The sequence below is a fragment of the Streptomyces sp. MS191 genome (assembly GCF_008042125.1).
Lineage (GTDB): Bacteria > Actinomycetota > Actinomycetes > Streptomycetales > Streptomycetaceae > Streptomyces.
Genome location: NZ_RDBI01000040.1, coordinates 1135853 through 1154617, shown reverse-complemented (window position 1 = coordinate 1154617; position 18765 = coordinate 1135853). Strand labels below are relative to the sequence as shown.

Annotated in this window: 17 protein-coding genes and 1 pseudogene; 9 read left to right on the top strand and 9 right to left on the bottom strand. The window is 72.4% G+C overall.

Features of this window, described 5'->3' with window-relative positions; translation table 11 throughout:
- Window positions 1-1653: pseudogene (locus EAO71_RS12245) on the top strand (AfsR family transcriptional regulator); the annotation flags it as partial.
- Between the two features lie 25 nt (window positions 1654-1678).
- On the opposite strand, the gene EAO71_RS12240 reads toward EAO71_RS12245, so the two are convergent.
- The 3 genes from EAO71_RS12240 to panB form a co-directional block, all read right to left on the bottom strand.
- Window positions 1679-2545 (bottom strand): ABC transporter permease, encoded by an 867-nt coding sequence (locus EAO71_RS12240; RefSeq protein ID WP_147977753.1) that lies wholly within the window; start codon window positions 2543-2545, stop codon window positions 1679-1681.
- Entirely contained in the window at window positions 2542-3534 is a 993-nt protein-coding gene (locus tag EAO71_RS12235; protein ID WP_147977752.1) for an ATP-binding cassette domain-containing protein, read from the bottom strand. The genes EAO71_RS12240 and EAO71_RS12235 overlap by 4 nt, the downstream gene beginning before the upstream one ends.
- Window positions 3535-3709: 175 nt before the next feature.
- Window positions 3710-4573: a 3-methyl-2-oxobutanoate hydroxymethyltransferase gene (panB, locus tag EAO71_RS12230; RefSeq protein WP_147977751.1), complete on the bottom strand. Its 864-nt coding sequence runs from the start codon at window positions 4571-4573 to the stop codon at window positions 3710-3712.
- A 177-nt stretch (window positions 4574-4750) separates the two neighbouring features.
- Here panB and EAO71_RS12225 point away from each other — a divergent pair, with 177 nt between their 5' ends.
- From EAO71_RS12225 to EAO71_RS12210, 4 genes are all read left to right on the top strand, one after another.
- Window positions 4751-6385 (top strand): MFS transporter, encoded by a 1635-nt coding sequence (locus EAO71_RS12225; protein ID WP_147977750.1) that lies wholly within the window; start codon window positions 4751-4753, stop codon window positions 6383-6385.
- Between the two features lie 198 nt (window positions 6386-6583).
- On the top strand, window positions 6584-7216 hold the full coding sequence (locus EAO71_RS12220) for a TetR/AcrR family transcriptional regulator (RefSeq protein WP_147977749.1): 633 nt from the start codon (window positions 6584-6586) through the stop codon (window positions 7214-7216).
- Between the two features lie 159 nt (window positions 7217-7375).
- Window positions 7376-8398, top strand: coding sequence for an endonuclease/exonuclease/phosphatase family protein (locus EAO71_RS12215; protein WP_147977748.1), 1023 nt, complete (start codon window positions 7376-7378; stop codon window positions 8396-8398).
- Window positions 8399-8492: 94 nt separating this feature from the next.
- Entirely contained in the window at window positions 8493-9755 is a 1263-nt protein-coding gene (locus tag EAO71_RS12210) for an MFS transporter (protein ID WP_147977747.1), read from the top strand.
- On the opposite strand, the gene EAO71_RS12205 is transcribed toward EAO71_RS12210, so the two are convergent.
- Entirely contained in the window at window positions 9721-11481 is a 1761-nt protein-coding gene (locus EAO71_RS12205) for an NAD+ synthase (protein WP_187282647.1), read from the bottom strand. The two genes, EAO71_RS12210 and EAO71_RS12205, sit on opposite strands and share 35 nt — an antisense overlap.
- 101 nt (window positions 11482-11582) lie before the next feature.
- On the bottom strand, window positions 11583-12410 hold the full coding sequence (locus EAO71_RS12200) for a DUF4190 domain-containing protein (RefSeq protein WP_147977746.1): 828 nt from the start codon (window positions 12408-12410) through the stop codon (window positions 11583-11585).
- Between the two features lie 345 nt (window positions 12411-12755).
- On the opposite strand from EAO71_RS12200, the gene EAO71_RS12195 reads away from it, so the two are divergent.
- Complete coding sequence (locus tag EAO71_RS12195; RefSeq protein WP_147977745.1) at window positions 12756-13664, top strand: alpha/beta hydrolase; 909 nt, start codon at window positions 12756-12758, stop codon at window positions 13662-13664.
- Here the strand turns inward: EAO71_RS12195 and EAO71_RS12190 are convergent.
- The 4 genes from EAO71_RS12190 to EAO71_RS12175 all read right to left on the bottom strand — a co-directional run bounded on the left by EAO71_RS12190 (window position 13649) and on the right by EAO71_RS12175 (window position 15954).
- A complete protein-coding gene (locus EAO71_RS12190; RefSeq protein ID WP_147977744.1) occupies window positions 13649-14068 on the bottom strand; it encodes a CBS domain-containing protein in 420 nt (139 codons plus the stop codon). The two genes, EAO71_RS12195 and EAO71_RS12190, sit on opposite strands and share 16 nt — an antisense overlap.
- A 119-nt stretch (window positions 14069-14187) precedes the next feature.
- Window positions 14188-14838 carry a DUF305 domain-containing protein gene (locus EAO71_RS12185; protein WP_147977743.1) on the bottom strand — a complete coding sequence of 217 codons (651 nt, stop codon included), beginning with the start codon at window positions 14836-14838 and terminating at the stop codon, window positions 14188-14190.
- Window positions 14835-15506 (bottom strand): DUF3105 domain-containing protein, encoded by a 672-nt coding sequence (locus tag EAO71_RS12180; RefSeq protein WP_187282646.1) that lies wholly within the window; start codon window positions 15504-15506, stop codon window positions 14835-14837. The genes EAO71_RS12185 and EAO71_RS12180 overlap by 4 nt, the downstream gene beginning before the upstream one ends.
- A gap of 82 nt (window positions 15507-15588) precedes the next feature.
- Window positions 15589-15954, bottom strand: coding sequence for a hypothetical protein (locus EAO71_RS12175; protein WP_261992105.1), 366 nt, complete (start codon window positions 15952-15954; stop codon window positions 15589-15591).
- 279 nt (window positions 15955-16233) lie between these two features.
- Between EAO71_RS12175 and glnA the strand changes: the two genes are divergently transcribed.
- The 3 genes from glnA to EAO71_RS37645 all read left to right on the top strand — a co-directional run.
- On the top strand, window positions 16234-17595 hold the full coding sequence (glnA, locus tag EAO71_RS12170; RefSeq protein WP_147977741.1) for a type I glutamate--ammonia ligase: 1362 nt from the start codon (window positions 16234-16236) through the stop codon (window positions 17593-17595).
- A 215-nt stretch (window positions 17596-17810) separates the two neighbouring features.
- Window positions 17811-18245 (top strand): hypothetical protein, encoded by a 435-nt coding sequence (locus EAO71_RS12165; protein WP_147977740.1) that lies wholly within the window; start codon window positions 17811-17813, stop codon window positions 18243-18245.
- Window positions 18246-18263: 18 nt separating this feature from the next.
- The coding region (locus EAO71_RS37645; protein ID WP_187282645.1) for a hypothetical protein at window positions 18264-18765 on the top strand (502 nt) is incomplete at its 3' end.

Genomic DNA, 18765 nt, shown 5'->3' with positions numbered 1-18765 from the left:
GCCGGGGTGTTGGRCGTGTTGGGTGCGTTGGTGGACAAGTCGTTGGTGGTGGCGGCTCCTTCGGAGGAGGGGGTGATGCGTTACCGGTTGCTGGAGACGGTGGGGGAGTACGCGGCTGAGCGGCTGGACGAGGCGGGTGATCGKGAGGTGGCCGAGCGGCGGCATCTGACGTACTACCGCGAACTCGCCCGCACCACCGACCCCGAACTCCGCGGCGGCGTTCAGCTCGCGGCCATGGCACGCTTCCGCCTCGAGTACGAGAACCTGCGGACCGCCCTGCGCCGCGCCGTCACCGCGCGGGACGAGCACGAGGCGCTCAGCCTCGTCCACGCCCTCCTCTGGTACTGGCAGATGCGCGACCTGCGCGCCGACGCCCTGCACTGGGCCGAGGCCGTCGCCGCCCTCGGCCCCGACCCCTTCGGACCGGACGCGCCGCCCGTCGTCCCGCTCCACGAGCACGTCACCGCCGCTCCGCCGCCGTTCGACGAGGACACGCTGTGGGACGCCCGGCGCGGGGTGCGGCTCATCGAGCTGCTGAACATGGACCACCAGACCGGTCGGTGGACCCACCCCGAGGCCATCGAGCGACTGCGGCGCATCACCGACGCCTACCCGCCCGGCCTCCCGCAGACCTGCCGACTGCCCGGCTCCTTCTCCGTCTTCGCGGTGCTGCTGACCGGCGACGTCGACCTGATGCGTACCTCGCTCGACGCCACCGTCGAAGCCTGCCGGACCCACGGCTACGCGTGGGAGCTGGCCAACGTCCTCCAGCTGCGCGCCAACGTGCTCGCCAACCGTGTCTCCTCGGCCGGCGGAGCGAGCGCCGACGCCGACGAGAGCCTGAGGATCTTCGTCCGCCTCGACGACGCCTGGGGCGCGGCCGAGGCACTCTCCTCGCGCGGCGAGGCCCGCGAGAGGCGCTGCGAGTTCGAGGGCGCGGCCGAGGACTTCGCCGCGGCGATCGGATACGCGGAGCGGATCGGCGCCCAGTCCCAGATGGCGCTGCTGCGGGCCCGCTACGCCGACACGCTCGCGGCCGTCGGCCGGCACGAGGAGAGCGAGGCGATCCTGCGCCAGGTCCTTGCGGAGGGCCCCGGGCGCGGCCACGAGCCGATGCTCGCCGCGCGGATCTTCCTCGCGCTGCTCCTCGGCCGGACCGGGCGCACCGCCGAGGCGCGCGAGCAGCTCACCGAGCTGCTGGGCGAGTTCGGCTCCGACACCCTGTCGATCTTCGAGGGCTTCACCTTCGGCAGCCTGGCCTGGCTCGACAACCTGGACGGCCGCTACGCGGCGGCGCTGAAGCTCGTCAGGGAGGCCCTGGACCGGGCGACCGGCGCCCTGTCGCTGATGGTCGCCCCGCAGATGCCGACGATCCACCTGGTCACCGCCGCCTGGGCGCTCGCCGGTCTCGGCGGCGACGACGCCACGCGCGCCGCCCGGCTCCTCGGCGCCGTCCCGGACCTGCTCCCGACGGAACACCGCCTCGCCCCGATGGAGCGGGAGAACCTGGACGCGGCCACCGCGCTGACCCGGTCCGTACTCGGCGACGCGGCGTTCGAGGCCGCGTACGCCGAGGGCGGTGGCCTCTCCCTGGAGGAGGCCACCGCCCTGCTCGACGGCGCCGACGCGATCACGAGGCGCGCCGAGTCCTGAGGTTCCCGGGCCGTCCCCGGGCGGATCAGGTCTTCTTGCGGAACTTGGCAACCGCGAGGGGCGCCGTGACGACCGTGATCGCCACCGCCCAGCCGAGGGTCATCCACACCGAGTGGGCGACCGGACCGCCGTTGATCAGGTTCCTCGCCGCGTCGGCCAGGTTGGACAGCGGGTTGTAGTCGGTGAAGGTCTCCAGCCAGCCGGGCATCGAGGTCGGCGGCGCGAAGATCGAGGAGCCGAACTGGAGCGGCATCAGTACGATCATGGCCATTCCCTGGACGGCCTGGGCCGTCTTCATGGTGAGACCGAGCAGGATGAAGATCCACATCAGCGAGGCGCCGAACACCATCGACAGACCGATGGCGGCGAAGAGGTCGAGGACCGAGGTCTTGATCTCCATGCCGAGCAGGAAGCCCATGCCGAGCAGGATCGCGGTGGCGATCAGCATGCGGCCGACCTCGACGACGATCTTCGCGATGAGGACGGAGGACCGGGCGATCGGCATCGTGCGGAACCGGTCCATCACCCCCTTCTTGAAGTCGTCGTTGATGCCGGTGCCGACGGCCATGGCGATGTTCATGCCCATCATCGCCATCAGGCCGGGGACCACGTAGTTCACGTAGGCGTCGTTGTTGCCCTTGCCGGAGATCGCGCCGCCGAAGACGTACACGAACAGCAGGACGAAGATGATCGGCATCAGGACCGCGTCGAACATCGACTCCGGGTCCTGCTTGATCTGCAGCGCGTTGCGGCGCACCAGGGCGCCGATGTGGCGGAGGTTGGCCCGCAGGCCGATCCGTCCCTCGCCGGGCTGCGCGGCGCGCACGGGGGCCGGGCCGGGGGCGGAGCCGGCGGGCGACTTTGCGAGCTGCGTGGTCGTGGTGGTGCTCATGCGGCGACCTCCTCGGGAAGCGTGTCGGACACGGTGGCCTTCTCGCCCGTGATGGCCAGGAACACCTCGTCCAGGCTGGGCAGGTGCGTACCGATGTGGGCGATGCCGTAGCCGCGGGCGCCGAACAGGCCGACGACGGCCGTCAGCTGCTCGTCGCTGAGGATCGGCACGTAGAGCGCGCCCTCGTCGGGGACGACGGTGGAGCCGGCGATCCCGTCGAGGCCGGCCTCGCGCAGGGCGCCCGCCATGGCGGGCAGGTCGGCGGAGTCCACCGGGCGGACGGTCAGCGTGCGGCCGCCCACCCGGGCCTTGAGCTCGTCGACCTTGCCGTTGGCGATGACCCGGCCGCGGTCGATGACCGTCAGCTCGCTGGCGAGCTGCTCGGCCTCCTCCATGTACTGGGTGGTGAGCAGCACGGTCACGCCCTCGGAGACCATGTTCTGGACCTCGTCCCAGACCTCGTTGCGGGTGCGGGGGTCGAGACCGGTGGTGGGCTCGTCCAGGTAGAGGACGGCCGGCCGGCCGATCATCGAGGCGGCCAGGTCGAGGCGCCGCCGCATGCCGCCGGAGTAGTTCATCGCCGGCCGCTTGGCGGCCTCGGTGAGGGAGAAGCGCTCCAGCATCTCGTCGGCGCGGCGCCGGGCGTCGGCGCGGGACAGGTCGAGCAGCCGCCCGATCATGTAGAGGTTCTCCCAGCCGGAGAGCTTCTCGTCGACCGAGGCGTACTGGCCGGTGAGGCCGATGGTCCGACGGAGCTGGCGGGGCTGCTTCACCACGTCGTAGCCGGCGACCCGGGCGGTCCCGGCGTCCGGGACGATCAGGGTGGACAGGCAGCGCACGAGGGTGGTCTTGCCGGCGCCGTTCGGGCCGAGGACCCCGAGCACCGTGCCCTCCCGGACGTCCAGGTCGACCCCGTCCAGGGCCTTCGTCTCGCCGTAGTGCTTCACGAGGCCCCGGACCTCGACGGCGTTGGTGTGTGATCGCGTCATGGCCACTACTAGACCAGCCGCCACCGACAACCCTCCGACAGACGACCGACAGCGGCCCCGGACGCGCCGACAGCCCGCCGATGGGGGATGTCGGCGGGCTGTCGTCCGTACCGCGATGGCGCGAGGGAACGCCCCGGTGACCAGGGCGGATCGGGGAGCCGGGGGCTCCCCGGGGTCAGTGGAAGGTGTGCTCGGCGGCGGGGAAGGCCCCACCGCTGACGTCCTCCGCGAAGGCGCGCGCGGCGTCGCCGAGCGTCTGGCGCAGGTTGGCGTACTGCTTGGTGAAGCGCGGCACCTTGCCGCCGGTGAGACCGGCCATGTCCGTCCAGACGAGGACCTGCGCGTCGGTCTCGGGCCCGGCGCCGATGCCGATGGTCGGGATGTGCAGGGAGCGGGTCACCTCGGCGGCCAGCTCGGACGGCACGAGCTCCAGGACGACCGCGAAGGCGCCGGCGTCCTGGGCCGCCTTGGCGTCGCTCAGCAGCCGGTGCGCGGCCTCGTCGCTGCGGCCCTGCACCCGGTAGCCCATGGTGTTGACGGACTGCGGGGTCAGGCCGAGGTGGGACATCACCGGGATGCCGGCCTGGACCAGCAGCTCGGTCTGCGGCAGCGAACGCTCGCCGCCCTCCAGCTTGACCGCGCCGACACCGGCGTCCTTGACCAGCCGGGTGGCGTTGCGCAGGGCCTGGACGGGCCCTTCCTGGTACGAGCCGAAGGGGAGGTCGCCGACGACGAGGGCCCGCTTGGTGCCCCGCACGACGGCGGCGGAAAGCAGGGTCATCTCGTCCATCGTCACGGGCACGGTGGTGTCGTAGCCGAGGTGACAGTTGCCCATCGAGTCGCCGACGAGGACGACCGGGATGCCGGCCTCGTCGAACACGGACGCCGTCATGGCGTCGTAGGCGGTGAGCATGGGCCACTTCTCGCCGCGGGTCTTGGCGGCGGCGATGTCGTGGACGGTGATGCGGCGCGTGCCCTTGCCTCCGTACAGCGCCTTGCTGCTGTCGGGGGACTGCGTCGGGGCAGGCTGAAGCGTCATGGTGAACGGCTCCTTCGTCATCTCGAGGCGCCCTGACGGCGTCCCCGGATCACGTCCATGGTGGCACTTCGCCGGGCGGCGGGGGAAGTGGGCCGGAGTGGTGCTGTTCACACGCCGACCGGGCGAACCAATTCGATACGAGACGGTCTCGTATCGAAATGTGGGTAGCCTGAGGTCATGTCCCAGCCGTCCGCCGTTCCCGCGGCACCCCGGATCCCCGAGGCCGTCCACCGCCGCCGCTGGGTGGTCCTCGGCGTCCTGACGCTCAGCCTGCTGATCGTCGTCCTCGACAACTCGATCCTGAACGTCGCCGTCAAGACGATCGCCAGCCCCGCGCCCACCGGCATCGGCGCCGGTCAGAGCGAGCTGGAATGGGCGATCAACTCCTACACGCTCGTCTTCGCCGGCCTGCTGTTCACGGCGGGGCTGCTCGGCGACCGGTGGGGCCGCAAGAAGGTGCTGCTCTTCGGCATCGCCGTCTTCGGCACGGGCTCCGCGCTCGCCGCCTTCTCCGGATCCCCTGGCGAGCTCATCACGTACCGGGCCGTCATGGGCCTGGGCGCCGCCTTCGTGATGCCCGCGACCCTCGCCGTCCTGATGAACGTCTTCGAGCGCGAGGAACAGCCCCGGGCCATCGGCATCTGGGCGGGCAGCGTCGGCGTGGCCATCGCGGTCGGCCCGATCACCGGCGGCATCCTGCTCGAGCACTTCTGGTGGGGCTCGATCTTCCTGGTCAACGTGCCCGTCGTGATCATCGCCTTCGTGCTGATGGCCTGGCTGGTGCCCGACTCCCGAGACCCCGCGCCCGGCCGGATCGACGTGCCGGGCGTCTTCCTGTCCGTCGTCGGCCTCGTCCTCCTCGTGTACGGGATCATCCGCGGCGGCGAGCTGGCCGACTTCACCGACCCCACCGTCCTCGCCCCGCTGCTCGCGGGCCTGGCGGTCCTCGTCGGCTTCGTCCTGCACGAGAAGCGCAGCGACCACCCGGCGATCGACATCGGCTACTTCGCCARGCCCGCGTTCTCCGCCGCCGTGGCCGCCATCGCGCTGGTCTTCTTCGCCCTGATGGGCGTCACCTTCTTCTCCGCCTTCTACCTGCAGAGCGTGCGGGGCTACAGCGCGCTGCAGGCCGGACTGCTGATCCTGCCCATCGCCGTCGCGCAGCTGGTGTTCTCGCCCCGGGCGCGGCTGGCCGTCGAACGCTTCGGCGCGCGCGTGGTGTGCGCGGCGGGCATGCTGCTGGTCGCCGCGGGCCTGACCGCCTTCACCTCCTTCGACGCGGACACGCCGGTGTGGACGCTGGAACTGGTCTTCTTCGCGCAGGGCCTGGGAATGGCGCACATCATGCCGCCGGTGACCGTCGCCGTGATGCAGTCCCTGCCCCGGGAGAAGGCCGGCTCGGGTTCGGCGATCAACAACACCTTCCGGCAGGTGGGGGGCGCGCTCGGGGTGGCGGTGCTCGGCTCCGTGCTCTCTGCCACCTACCGGGGCGAGATCGAGGGCCGTCTGACCGCGCTGCCCGCGGGACTGCGGGACACGGCCGGCGAGTCGATCGAGGCCACCCTCGGCGTCGCCGCGCGGCTCGGCCCGGAGGGGGCGGCGCTGGTGGCGCCCGCGTACGACGCCTTCCTCGACGCCATGCACGTCACGGCCGCCTGCTCGGCCGCGATCGCCCTGTTCGGCGCGGTCGTCGTGGCCGCCTTCCTGCCGGGCCGGCGGCCGGGCGGACCGGGCGCCCCCGGCGGGCCGGGGTCCGTCGCGAAGCCCGAACCGGAGTCGGACGCCGGGGCGAGCGCGCCGGTCCGGGGCTGAGGGCCGCCGCCCCGTCGTCCGCGGTGGGACGGCCGCCGGGGGTCCCGCCGTCCGCCGGGGGCTCTCCTGCCGACGGCGCCTTCCGGACACCGCCCGGGAGCCGCTCCGGGGCCGCCGTGCCCGGGTGCCGCCAGGGCACGGGAGAATCGAACAGGTGACAGCAGGTGTCCCGCGGTGACGGCGAAAGGCGGAGCGGACGTGTCCCTCGAAGACGACGGCGCCCCGAAGGACCCGCGGGGCGGGGGCGCCGCACGGCGCGGGCGGCCGCGCAGCGAGGCCGCCGAGCGGGCGATCCTGGCGGCGGCGACCTCGCTCCTGGAGGAGGGGGTCCCGCTCGCCGACCTGTCGATCGAGCGCATCGCCCGCACCGCCGGCGTCGGGAAGGCCACCATCTACCGCCGCTGGCCCGGCAAGGAGGAGCTCTTCGTCGACCTCCTGCGCTCCGTCGAGCCGCCCGATCCGGTACTCCCCGGCACCTCCGTCCGCGACGACCTCGTCACGCTGCTCGAGTCGCTGCGACGGCGTGGACTCGCCAAACGGAGTTCCGCCCTGCTGCACAACGTCTTCTCGCAGATGCAGCTGTATCCCAAGCTGTGGGAGGCGTACCACGCGACCGTGATCGAGCCGCGCCGCCGGCTCGGCCTGGACGTGCTGCGCCGCGGCATCGAGACCGGCGAGATCCGGGCCGACCTCGACCTCGAACTGCTCAACGACCTCTTCGTCGGGCCGCTCCTGCTGCGCACCGTCCTCCGGCCCGGCGCCCCGCTGGACCCCGGCCTGCCGGAGCGGGTCGTCGACGCGGTCCTGTCCGGCGTACGCCCCGGAAGCTGACCGAACCGTACGAATGTGCGCGTTCTGTCACAGCCGCACCGCCCTGGCCACCTGCAGGAACCCGCCGCGCCGCTCTGTCGTCCCCCGTGTCAGTACGACGGACCCGTCATCACCTAGTGTCGACGTCGGGTCACCGAGCAAGGCAGTGAGGACAGAGTGATGGCGCGGGTGGACATGACGGAGACCGAGAACGGCGGCGCACGGGACGAGCGCTCCGGATCGCGGTTCCGATCGGTGCTCGGGCGCCGGCTGGGCGACCGGGGCATCTGGCGCCGCGGGATCCTGCTGGCGGTCTGCGCCGTCCTGCTCACGCTGCTGATGGTCCTGCACTCCGACATCCCCAACCGCATCGGCAACCTCGGCAGCCTCACCGAGACCTTCCTGCCCTGGCTCGGCCTGCTCGTTCCGGTGCTGCTGGTCCTCGCGCTGCTGCGACGCTCCGCGACCGCGCTGATCGCCCTGCTGCTGCCGGCCGTGGTCTGGCTGAACCTCTTCGGCGGCCTGGTCACCGACAAGTCCGCCGCCGGCGGCGACCTCACCGTCGCGACCCACAACGTCAACGCCGACAACCCCGACCCCGAGGGCACGGCCCGCCGGATGGCGGCGTCCGGCGCCGACGTGGTCGCGCTGGAGGAGCTCAAGGGCGAGATGGTCCCGGTCTACGAGCGCGGCCTGGCCGACACGTACGCCTACCACTCCGTACAGGGCACCGTCGGGCTGTGGAGCAAGTACCCGATGCGCGACACGCGTGAGGTCGACATCCGGATGGGCTGGACCCGCGCCATGCGCTCGACCGTCACCACCCCCCAGGGCGCGGTGGCCGTGTACGTCGCCCACCTGCCGTCCGTGCGGGTCAAGCTGAACGCCGGGTTCACCGCCAACCAGCGCGACCGGAGCGCCAACGCGCTCGGCGAGGCCATCGCCGACGACCCGAACCCCCGGATCGTCCTGCTCGGCGACCTCAACGGCACCATGAACGACCGCTCGCTGAACGCCGTCACCTCGCAGCTGCGCTCCACCCAGGGCGCCTCCGGCGACGGCTTCGGCTTCAGCTGGCCGGCCTCGTCCCCGATGGCCCGGATCGACCAGATCATGGTCAAGGGCGTGGAGCCGGTCTCGTCCTGGACGCTCGCGGAGACCGAGAGCGACCACCTGCCGATCGCGGCGCGCATCAGCCTGTGACGGCACGCGCCGGAAACCTCCCCTTCACCCGCGTTTTCCATCGGGCGGGGAGCCTTTGTTAAGTTGCAGAACTAACTTCTCGAAAGGCTCTCCCATGCCCCTGGCGCTGCTCGCGCTCGCCGTCTCCGCCTTCGGCATCGGCACCACCGAGTTCGTGATGATGGGCCTGCTGCCCAACGTCGCCGGCGACCTCGGCACCTCCGTCCCCACCGCCGGGTACCTCGTCTCCGCCTACGCGATCGGCGTCGTCATCGGCGCCCCGCTGCTCACCGCCCTCGGCTCGCGAGTCCCGCGCAAGCGGATGCTCCTGCTGCTGATGGCCCTCTTCACGGTCGGCAACCTGGCGTCCGCGCTGGCGCCCGGCTTCGGCTGGCTCGTCGCCGGCCGGGTCCTGGCCGGGCTCCCGCACGGCGCGTTCTTCGGCGTCGGAGCCGTCGTCGCCGCCCGCCTGGTCCCCGAGGGCCGGCAGGCGCGGGCGGTCGCCACGATGTTCCTCGGCCTGACCGTCGCCAACATCCTCGGCGTCCCGGCCGCGACCCTCCTCGGCCAGCACCTCGGCTGGCGGGCCACCTTCCTGGTCGTCACGGCCATCGGCCTGCTCGCCATGGCGGCCCTCGCCCGGCTCGTGCCGCGGGTACCGGTCGACGCGCAGCAGAGCCTGGGCCGCGAACTGCGCGCGCTCGGCCGCCCCCAGGTGCTGCTCGGCCTGCTCACCGCCGTCTTCGGGTTCGCCGGCGTCTTCGCCGTCTACTCCTACCTCGCCTCGATGACCACCGAGGTGATGGGCTTCGGGGAGTCCTCGGTCACCCTCGTGCTCGCCCTCTTCGGGATCGGCATGACGGCCGGCGCGCTCGCCGCCGGCCCCCTCACCGACCGCGCCCTGCGCCCGACGCTCTACGGTTCGCTGGCTGCGCTCGCCCTCGTCCTGGTCGCCTTCCGCTTCACCGTGCAGGTGCCGTGGCTGGCGCTCGTGACCGTCGTCGTCCTCGGCGCGGTCGGCTTCATGACCACCACCCCGCTCCAGATGCTGGTGATGAACAAGGCCAAGGACGCCCCGACCCTCGCCTCGGCCTCCAACCACTCCGCCTTCAACCTGGCCAACGCGGGCGGGGCCTGGGCCGGCGGCGCCGCCGTCGCGGCCGGCTGGGGCTGGACCTCCCCGGCGCTCGTCGGCGCCGTCCTGACGGTGGCGGGCCTGGCGGTCGCCGCCGTGGCCGGACTGCTCGACCTGCGGGGCGGCACGCCCGAGGGGGCCTCCCGCGTGGTCGCGAAAAGCCCCCTCCGTGCGTCGGACACGGCGGCCGACGGCGCGCCGGCCCCGGTCAGCGGGCCGTCGTCTCCCGCCAGCGGTTCGTGATCGGCAGCCGGCGGTCCTTGCCGAACCCCTTCGCCGAGATCTTGGTGCCCGGCGGGTACTGGCGCCGCTTGTACTCCGCCGCGTCCACCATGCGCAGCGTCCGGGCCACCAGCTCCTCGTCGAAGCCGGCCGCGACGATGGCGTCCTTGCCCTGGTCGCGGTCGACGTACAGGGCGAGGATCCGGTCCAGTACGTCGTAGTCCGGGAGCGAGTCGGTGTCGACCTGCCCCGGGCGCAGCTCCGCGCTCGGGGGCTTGGAGATCGAGTTCTCCGGGATCGGCGGCGTCTGACCGCGGTCCTCGGCCGCCCGGTTGCGCCAGCGGGCGAGGCGGAACACCGTCGACTTGTACACGTCCTTGATCGGGCCGTACGCGCCGACGGAGTCCCCGTACAGCGTCGAGTAGCCCACCGCCAGCTCGGACTTGTTGCCCGGCGCGAGGACGATGTGGCCCTCCTGGTTGGACAGCGCCATCAGCAGGGTGCCGCGCAGCCGGGACTGGAGGTTCTCCTCCGCCAGGCCGGACAGGCCGAGCGCCCCCATGTACGCGTCGAACATCGGCTCGATCGACACCGTGCGGAAGTCGAGCCCGGTGCGCCGGGCCAGCTCGGCGGCGTCGCTCCGGGAGTGGTCCGAGGAGTACTTCGACGGCATCGAGACGCCGTACACGTTCTGCGCGCCGACCGCGTCGCAGGCGATGGCGGCGACGAGCGCCGAGTCGATGCCGCCGGACAGGCCGACGAGGACGGACCGGAAGCCGTTCTTCGCGGCGTACGCGCGCAGGCCCACGACCAGCGCCGAGTACACCTCCTCGTCGTCGTCGAGCCGGTTCGCGTATCCGCCCGTCAGCTCCCGCTCGTAGGCGGGCAGCGGCTCCTCGGAGAGGACCACCCGGTCGATCCGCAGCCCGTCGTCCACCACGCCGGTCGGCGCGTCGGCCGAGGCGGCCGGCAGGTCGAGGTCGAGGATCACGCTGCCCTCGGAGAACTGCGGGGCGCGGGCGACGACTTCGCCGGCAGCGTCGACGACGATGGAGTCACCGTCGAAGACCAGCTCGTCCTGACCGCCCATCATCGCGAGGTAGGCGGTGGTGCAGCCGGCCTCCTGGGCGCGCTTGCGGACCAGTTCGAGCCGGGTGTCGTCCTTGTCCCGCTCGTAGGGCGAGGCGTTGATCGAGACGAGCAGCCCCGCGTGCGCGCTGCGCGCCGCCGGCACCCGGCCGCCGTCCTGCCAGAGGTCCTCGCAGATCGCGAGGGCGACGTCGACGCCGTGGACCCGGACGACGGGCATGGTGTCGCCCTGGACGAAGTAGCGGTACTCGTCGAAGACGCCGTAGTTGGGCAGGTGGTGCTTGGCGAACCGCAGGACCACCTCGCCTCCGTACAGCACGGCGGCGGCGTTCTCGGGGGATCCGGCGGGCCGGCCGAGGCGCGGCCGGTCGCGCTCGGAGCGGTCGAGGTAGCCGACGATCACCGGCAGTTCCCCGAAGCCCTCGGAGGCCAGGCGCCCGGCGAGCGCCCGCAGGGCGTCCCGGGACGCCTCCACGAACGAGGAGCGCAGGGCCAGGTCCTCGACGGGGTAGCCGGTCAGCACCATCTCGGGGAACGCGACGAGGTGCGCGCCCTGTTCGGCGGCGTGCCGGGTCCAGTGGACGATCGCCTCGGCGTTCCCGGCGAGATCGCCGACGGTCGAGTCGATCTGATTCAGAGCGAGGCGTAGTTGAGGCACGGGCCCAGTGTAATCGTCAGACCGACGCTATGTCCTGGGATACGGGAGCCTGGCGGGCCGGTCCGGCGGCAGCGGTCGCCGGACCGGGCCGTGCGCGAGGGTCACCCGGTGGGACCCGTCCAGATCGCGTCCTCGTAGTCCAGCACCTTGGGGCCCACCTCCAGCTGCATCTCGCCGTCCGCGTTCGCGGGCAGCGAGAAGGCGAACTTCCCCTTGGCCTGCTTGCCCGGCAGCAGCCGGCCCGTGAACGGCTCGGAGGCGCCGCTGCCGTCGAAGATCTGACCCGCCGCCGCTCCGGCGCCGTCGCGGACGCTGGGCAGGGCCGTGGTGATGTCCACCGCCTTGTCGGACCCGTTGACGATGGTGATCGTCACCTGGAAGGCGCTGTTGCCCTTGGTGTGACCGGCCGCGAACTCGTCCGGCCGGTACGCGCGCGGCGTGGAGACGGTCACCTTCACGCCGTCCGGGTAGGTGTGCGTCCCGCCGAACGCCAGTGCCGCCGGCGCGGACTCGGTCGGCAGGTCGTCGGGCGTGGCGGGACCCGGCTCGGAGGGGGCGGCCGTGGCCGACTCGTGCTCGCGTATCTCCTTCTCCAGGTCGTCCGCGACGCCGCCGACCGCCATGACGATGACGATCAGCCACACGAGCGAGACGACGACGGTGACGGCGCCGAGGACGATGCCGGCGACGGCCGCGCCCTTGTCGCTCGCCTCGCCCCGGCGGGCACGGGCGTGACCGACCAGACCGAGCACGAGGGACAGCACGCCCAGGACGCCGCCCAGCCAGAACAGGAACGGGATGATCCCGAGGAGCAGCCCCACGATGCCGGTGACCAGCGCGGCGATGCCGAGGCCGTTGCGGGCCTGGCGCACCGGCGGTGGCGGCGGCCCCCAGGGCATCTGGGCAGGGGCGTTCGGGGGCACGGTCATGCGGCATCCTTCACTGCGGGCGCGGGGGTCGGGGAGGAACTCCTCGGCCGGCACCGGCACGCAGGCCCCCCTGGTGATCATGACCGTAAGCCAGCGGTATGTGCGGGTGCCAGGGGTTTTGTGGGCGAGATGTGTTCGTGACCGAGGGGTGGTGCCGCGGCCCAGGCGCCCCGTGCGGGTGCGACGTCTCCCGCGAACACCAGAGCGGGTACCCACGGCCCGCCCGGCGCGGCTTCCCGCCTCCCGCCCGGACCCCGCGGTCGCCCGGTGCCGGTCGGCGGCTCCGGGCGAGCTCGTGGCAGGCTGGCTCGCGGCAGCCGTCGTCTCCGTGGCCGAGGAGCGCCCTTGAGCAGGTTCGTCCGCGTCGGCGGAGTCGCCCATCACGTGGTCGTGGAGGGCTCCGGGCCCGTCTGCGTCCTCAGCGCGGGCCTCGCCATGTGCTGGTTCGACTGGGACCCGGTCGTCCGGCTGCTCGCCCCGCACCGCACGGTCGTCCGCTTCGACCGACCCGGGCACGGGCTCTCCGCCCCCGCCGCCGTCCCGCCCAGCGCGGCCGGCGAGGCCCACCGGATCGCCGGAGTCCTCGACGCGCTGGGTCTGCCCGGCCCCGCCACCGTCGTGGGCCACTCCATCGCGGGCTTCCACGCCGAGGCCCACGCCCGCCTGTACCCGGCCCGCACCGCCGGGGTCGTCCTCGTCGACTCCTCCGTCGAGGACCTGGCCCTGCGCTCCTCGTTCGTGGAGGCGTCCCGGGACGCCCTGCGGGCGCTCGCCGGGCGCCTGGCCTCCGAGGGCTTCGGGGAACTGCCGGTGATCGTCGGCTACCTCGACCGCTCCGAGCGCGACCGGCCGCGCCTCGGCCGGCCCGCCGGATCCCCCGAGAACGCCCGCCGCGCCGGCGTGCGACTGTCACGCCCCACCGGCGGCGACCCGGCCCCCGCCGCCCTCGTCCGCTCCTGCTACGCCACGACCCGCGTGCTGCGCGGCGCGCTCCTGGAGAACACCCACTACCGCGCCGTCGCCGCCGAACTCCTCGCCCTGCGCGAGCGCTTCCCGCTCCCGAGGGACCTGCCCGTCACCGTCCTCGCGGCCCCGGACGGGTCGGCCCGCCGGGACCGGCGTCAGCGGACGCTGGCCCGGCGGCTCGGCGCCCGCTACGAGGCGGTCGAGCCGTCGGGCCACCTGATGATGCTGGACCGCCCGGACGCGGTGGCACGGGCGGCTCTGCGCACGGGCGGTCAGGACGAGGCGTAGACGCTCGCGCAGAACGCCTGCATCTGCTCGTCCGACAGGTGCTGGGCCAGATCGGCCTCACTGATCATGCCGATGAGCCGCTTGTCCTCGATGACGGGGAGCCGGCGGATCTGATGACCCTGCATCTCCTCAAGGACCGCGCCGACGTCCGCGCCCGAGTCGATCCAGCGCGGGGTGCCCTGCGCCATCTCGCCACAGGTGATCTTCGCCGGGTCGTGGCCCATGGCGACACAGCCCACGACGATGTCGCGGTCCGTGATGATGCCGCACAACCGTTCCTGTTCGTCGGCTATGGGAAGCGCGCCCACGTTGAGGTCGCGCATCATCTGCGCCGCACGGTCGAGCGTTTCGTGCCGGGGGATCCACTGGGCCCCGGGGTGCATGATGTCCTTGGCCGTGGTCATGGGGTGCGTACCTCCGTAGAACGACGTCGTACGTACGTCCCCGAGCCTCACCATTGTCCGCGTACGCGGCGGCCCCCGCGACCGCTGGGATCACGGGGGCCGCCCGGCCTTCGGGAGCGTCAGCCGCGCGGCTTCGCGCCCCGCTCGGCCAGCAGGTCCGCCATCAGCGCCAGCTCGGACTCCTGGGCCTCGACCATGCCCTGGGCGAGCTTCCGCTCGATGTCCACGGAGCACTTCTCCACACAGCCGCGGGCCATGTGGACGCCGCCCTCGTGGTGGTCGGTCATCAGCTGGAGGTAGAGGATCTCGGCCTCCCGGCCCTCCGCCTTCCGCAGCCGCTCCAGCTCCGTCTTCGTCGCCATGCCGGGCATCAGCGCCCCGTCGAGCGGGCCCGCGTCACCGTGGCCGCCCATGCCCATCCAGGACATCGGCTCGGTGCCGGACTCCACCTTCGGCAGGCCCCACATGTCCAGCCAGCCCAGCATCATGCCGCGCTGGTTGGCCTGGGTGTTCGCGATGTCGTACGCCAGCCGGCGCACCTCCTCGTCCTTCGTCCGGTCCCGGACGATGAACGACATCTCCACGGCCTGCTGGTGGTGCACCGCCATGTCGCGGGCGAAACCCGCGTCGGCCGACGCCGAGACGGGCGTCCGCGGCTCCTCCTCGCGCTGGGCCGAGGCGACCGTGAGGGCGCCGCCGGCGAACAGCAGCGCCAGGACCACGGCGGTGATCGCCGCCCACTGCGTACGGTTCGGGCGGGACCCGCTCACTGGCCCATCCCGCCCTGGCCCTCGGAGCCCAGCCCGCCGGTGCACGCGGCGCCCGGCTCCGGGGTCTGCGGGCCCTGCACGTACTTGGTGAAGAACGCGTCCACGCGCGGGTCGCTCGCGCCGTCCACGGTCACCTGCTTGCCCCAGGCACTCAGCATGATCGCGCCGGCCTGGTCGTCGACCGGGCTCATCAGGGAGTACGGGGTCTTGCCGACCTTCTCGGCCAGCTTCTTCACGTCCGCCTCGGCGGCCTTCTTGCTGTACGTGACCCAGACCGCGCCGTGCTCCAGCGAGTGCACCGCGTTCATCTCGGCGATCTTCTGCTGGTAGACGTCGCCGTCGCAGTTCATCCAGACCTGGTCGTGGTCGCCGCCGACCGGGGGCTTCATCGGGTACGTCACGGCGTTGGTGACGTGGTTGCGGCCGAGCTTCTTGGCGTCCCAGGACTTCTCGTCCTTGATGGGCGCCTTGGCCGCGGCCTCCTTCTGCTCCTTCTTGTCGGCCTGGTCCTTCAGCACGTAGCCGCCGAAGCCGACGAGGGCCAGGACCACGACGGTGGAGACACTGATGGTGAGGATGCGGTTGCGGCGGTCGCGGGCCTTCTCGGCGCGCCGCATCTCCTCTATGCGGGCGCGGCGGTCGGAGGCGGCGGAGCGGTTGGCGGCCATGGTGATTCGTCCTTCTGTGGTGAGGGGGGTCGTCACGCGTCGGTCGGGACGCGGCGGGCGGGCGCTGCGGGTGACCCGACCGTCACGTCCGCAGGACTTGAAGGACGTGCAGGTCCGGCGCACGCGGCTGTGCGCCGGGGCGGGGCGCCCGGCCGGTGTCGTGCGACGGGCCGGTGCCCGGCAGCCGGCCCTCCGCGCGCAGCGGGGGGTCGAGCGGCGGGGCGGTCAGCACCGCCGGGCTGAGCGAGGGGAAGAGCGAGCAGTCGCCGCGGTCGTACGGGCACACGTACTCGTCCGCGCCGGACCGGTCCGCGCCGCGCGCGACGACGTCGGTGCCCTCGGTGCCTCCGGTGGCGTGACGCTCGTGCGCCCGTGGGGCCGTGCCGTGCGCCGGACCGCCGCCCAGACAGACGAAGAGCGCGGCGAGGAGCGTCGCCACGGCACTCATCAGTGCCACGGGACGCGCGCGCCGGGTCCGGCGGACGAGTGGAGGGCCCCCCATGGGCGGAGATCGTAGTGGCCGACGGCCCCGGACGGCACAGGTGGGTGGAGGCTCGGGGCGATCGGACGCGCGAAACCGACCCGTCCCCCGTTACCTGTGTCACACCCGAGCAGGCACTATGGGTGTGCAACGTGCGCGAAACCATGTGGTGGGATGCTCAGGTGCCCTCCGATATGCCCAAGGCGGTGGGAACAGGCGGCCTGACCAGCAAAGATGGGTGTGGAAATGGACAAGCAGCAGGAATTCGTGCTCCGGACGCTCGAGGAGCGTGACATCCGGTTCGTGCGCCTGTGGTTCACCGACGTGCTCGGCTTCCTGAAGTCGGTCGCCGTGGCGCCCGCCGAGCTTGAGCAGGCATTCGACGAGGGAATCGGCTTCGACGGGTCCGCCATCGAGGGCTTCGCCCGTGTATACGAGTCGGACATGATCGCGAAGCCGGATCCGGGCACCTTCCAGATCCTGCCGTGGCGCGCCGAGGCCCCCGGCACGGCCCGGATGTTCTGCGACATCCTGATGCCCGACGGATCGCCGTCCTTCGCCGACCCGCGCTTCGTCCTGAAGCGGATGCTGGCCAAGACGTCCGACCTCGGCTTCACCTTCTACACGCACCCCGAGATCGAGTTCTTCCTGCTGAAGGACAAGCCGCTCGACGGCTCGACCCCCACGCCCGCCGACAACTCCGGCTACTTCGACCACACCCCGCAGAACGTCGGCATGGACTTCCGCCGCCAGGCGATCACCATGCTGGAGTCGATGGGCATCTCGGTGGAGTTCTCCCACCACGAGGGCGCGCCCGGCCAGCAGGAGATCGACCTCAGGTACGCGGACGCGCTGTCCACGGCCGACAACATCATGACCTTCCGCCTGGTCATGAAGCAGGTCGCGCTGGAGCAGGGCGTACAGGCGACGTTCATGCCCAAGCCGTTCTCGCAGTACCCGGGTTCGGGGATGCACACGCACCTCTCCCTCTTCGAGGGCGACCGGAACGCCTTCTACGAGTCGGGTGCGGAGTACCAGCTGTCCAAGGTGGGCCGCTCCTTCATCGCCGGCCTGCTGAAGCACGCCGCCGAGATCTCGGCGGTCACCAACCAGTGGGTCAACTCCTACAAGCGCATCTGGGGCGGCTCGGCACGCAGCGCGGGCGCGGGCGGCGAGGCCCCCTCGTACATCTGCTGGGGCCACAACAACCGCTCGGCCCTGATCCGCGTCCCGATGTACAAGCCCGGCAAGACGGGCTCCTCCCGCGTCGAGGTCCGCTCCATCGACTCGGGCGCGAACCCGTACCTGACCTACGCCGTCCTGCTGGCGGCCGGCCTCAAGGGCATCGAGGAGGGCTACGAGCTCCCGGCGGGCGCGGACGACGACGTCTGGGCGCTCTCGGACGCCGAGCGCCGCGCGATGGGCATCGAGCCGCTGCCGCAGAACCTGGGCGAGGCGATCGCCCTGATGGAGAAGAGCGAACTGGTCGCCGAGACGCTCGGCGAGCACGTCTTCGACTTCTTCCTCCGCAACAAGAAGCAGGAGTGGGAGGAGTACCGCTCCGAGGTCACCGCCTTCGAGCTCCGGAAGAACCTGCCGGTGCTGTAAGGGCGGTTCGGAGCGGGTGGCGCCCCGCGCGGGCGAGCAGGGCCGGCGGTCACGGACCGTCGGCCCTGAGTCGTCTCCCGGCGGCCCCGGGCCGCCCGCTGGTCCCGGGCCGCCCGCCGGTCCCGGCCGGGCGTGTGGCAGGCTGCGGCGACGAACCCATCCGGTCCGAGGGCCCCCAAGGGCTCCGGCCGCGCCATGCTTCAGGAGCACCACCCGTGAACGGAAAGCGCCGCCGTCTGCTGCTGGCCGCCATCGACCCCCTGCTGGAGCCCGGAGAGCGCGTCGAGGTCACGACCATCGTGAACCTCAGCTCCGTCTCCGTACGGCGGACCGCGGCGTTCGCGGTGGCCTCGGCCGTGGTGAGCGCCGGCGCCATGAGCGTGATACCGGTCCCGGTCCCGATGTACCTCGCCATGACCGACCGTCGCCTCTTCGTCTTCCGGGCCGACCCGACGTTCGCCAGGACCGGGGAGCACCTGATGACCATCCCGCGGGCCGGCCTCGTCCGTACGGCGATCCGGGAGCGATTCCTCAACTCGTCGTTCGTCGTCTCCTCGGGGGACCGCCCGCAGGGGCTGAAGATCGTCTTCCCGTTGCTCGGCCGCAAGGAGCGGGACGTCATCGCGGCGGCCCTGCCCGTCGCCGCCTGACCTGCGACGGCGGGAACCATGGAGCTGAGGCCCACCGCGGTCAACCGGGCCGCGAACGCCGGACTCGGTCTCGTGCCGGGCGTTCTGGCGTGCGTCGAGGGCGTCCGGGCCACCGGCGCGGCGGACAGGGCGACCGCCGGAGTGATCGCGGCGCTGTGCGCGGTGATCGCCGTGCGGGGGTACCGGGTGGGCGTGCGGTGCGCGGCCGGACGGCTCACCGTCCGGGGCTGGCTGTGGACCCGGACCATCGAACGGGACCGCATCACCGCGGTCACCGGCTTTCCCGCCGTGCGGTGGACGGCGCCGTCCGGGCGACGGCGCTGGACTCCGGTCGGAGCGTTCGTGGGCAACGAGGGAGAGCTCGCCGGGGTGCGTCGCCGCAAGCGGGACAACAGGGCCGCCCTGCGGCGACGCACCCCGGCGAGCTCTCCCTCGTTGCCCACGAACGCTCCGACCGGAGTCCAGCGCCGTCGCCCGGACGGCGCCGTCCACCGCACGGCGGGAAAGCCGGTGACCGCGG

Coding starts and splice junctions, on each gene's coding strand:
- EAO71_RS12200 (WP_147977746.1), bottom strand. CDS start 12,410: ATGACCGTGCCCCCGAACGCCCCTGCCCAGATGCCCTGGGGGCCGCCG.
- EAO71_RS12190 (WP_147977744.1), bottom strand. CDS start 14,068: ATGACCACGGCCAAGGACATCATGCACCCCGGGGCCCAGTGGATCCCC.
- EAO71_RS12210 (WP_147977747.1), top strand. CDS start 8,493: ATGCCCCTGGCGCTGCTCGCGCTCGCCGTCTCCGCCTTCGGCATCGGC.
- EAO71_RS12235 (WP_147977752.1), bottom strand. CDS start 3,534: ATGACGCGATCACACACCAACGCCGTCGAGGTCCGGGGCCTCGTGAAG.
- EAO71_RS12215 (WP_147977748.1), top strand. CDS start 7,376: ATGGCGCGGGTGGACATGACGGAGACCGAGAACGGCGGCGCACGGGAC.
- EAO71_RS12240 (WP_147977753.1), bottom strand. CDS start 2,545: ATGAGCACCACCACGACCACGCAGCTCGCAAAGTCGCCCGCCGGCTCC.
- panB (WP_147977751.1), bottom strand. CDS start 4,573: ATGACGCTTCAGCCTGCCCCGACGCAGTCCCCCGACAGCAGCAAGGCG.
- EAO71_RS12175 (WP_261992105.1), bottom strand. CDS start 15,954: ATGAGTGCCGTGGCGACGCTCCTCGCCGCGCTCTTCGTCTGTCTGGGC.
- EAO71_RS12180 (WP_187282646.1), bottom strand. CDS start 15,506: ATGGCCGCCAACCGCTCCGCCGCCTCCGACCGCCGCGCCCGCATAGAG.
- glnA (WP_147977741.1), top strand. CDS start 16,234: ATGGACAAGCAGCAGGAATTCGTGCTCCGGACGCTCGAGGAGCGTGAC.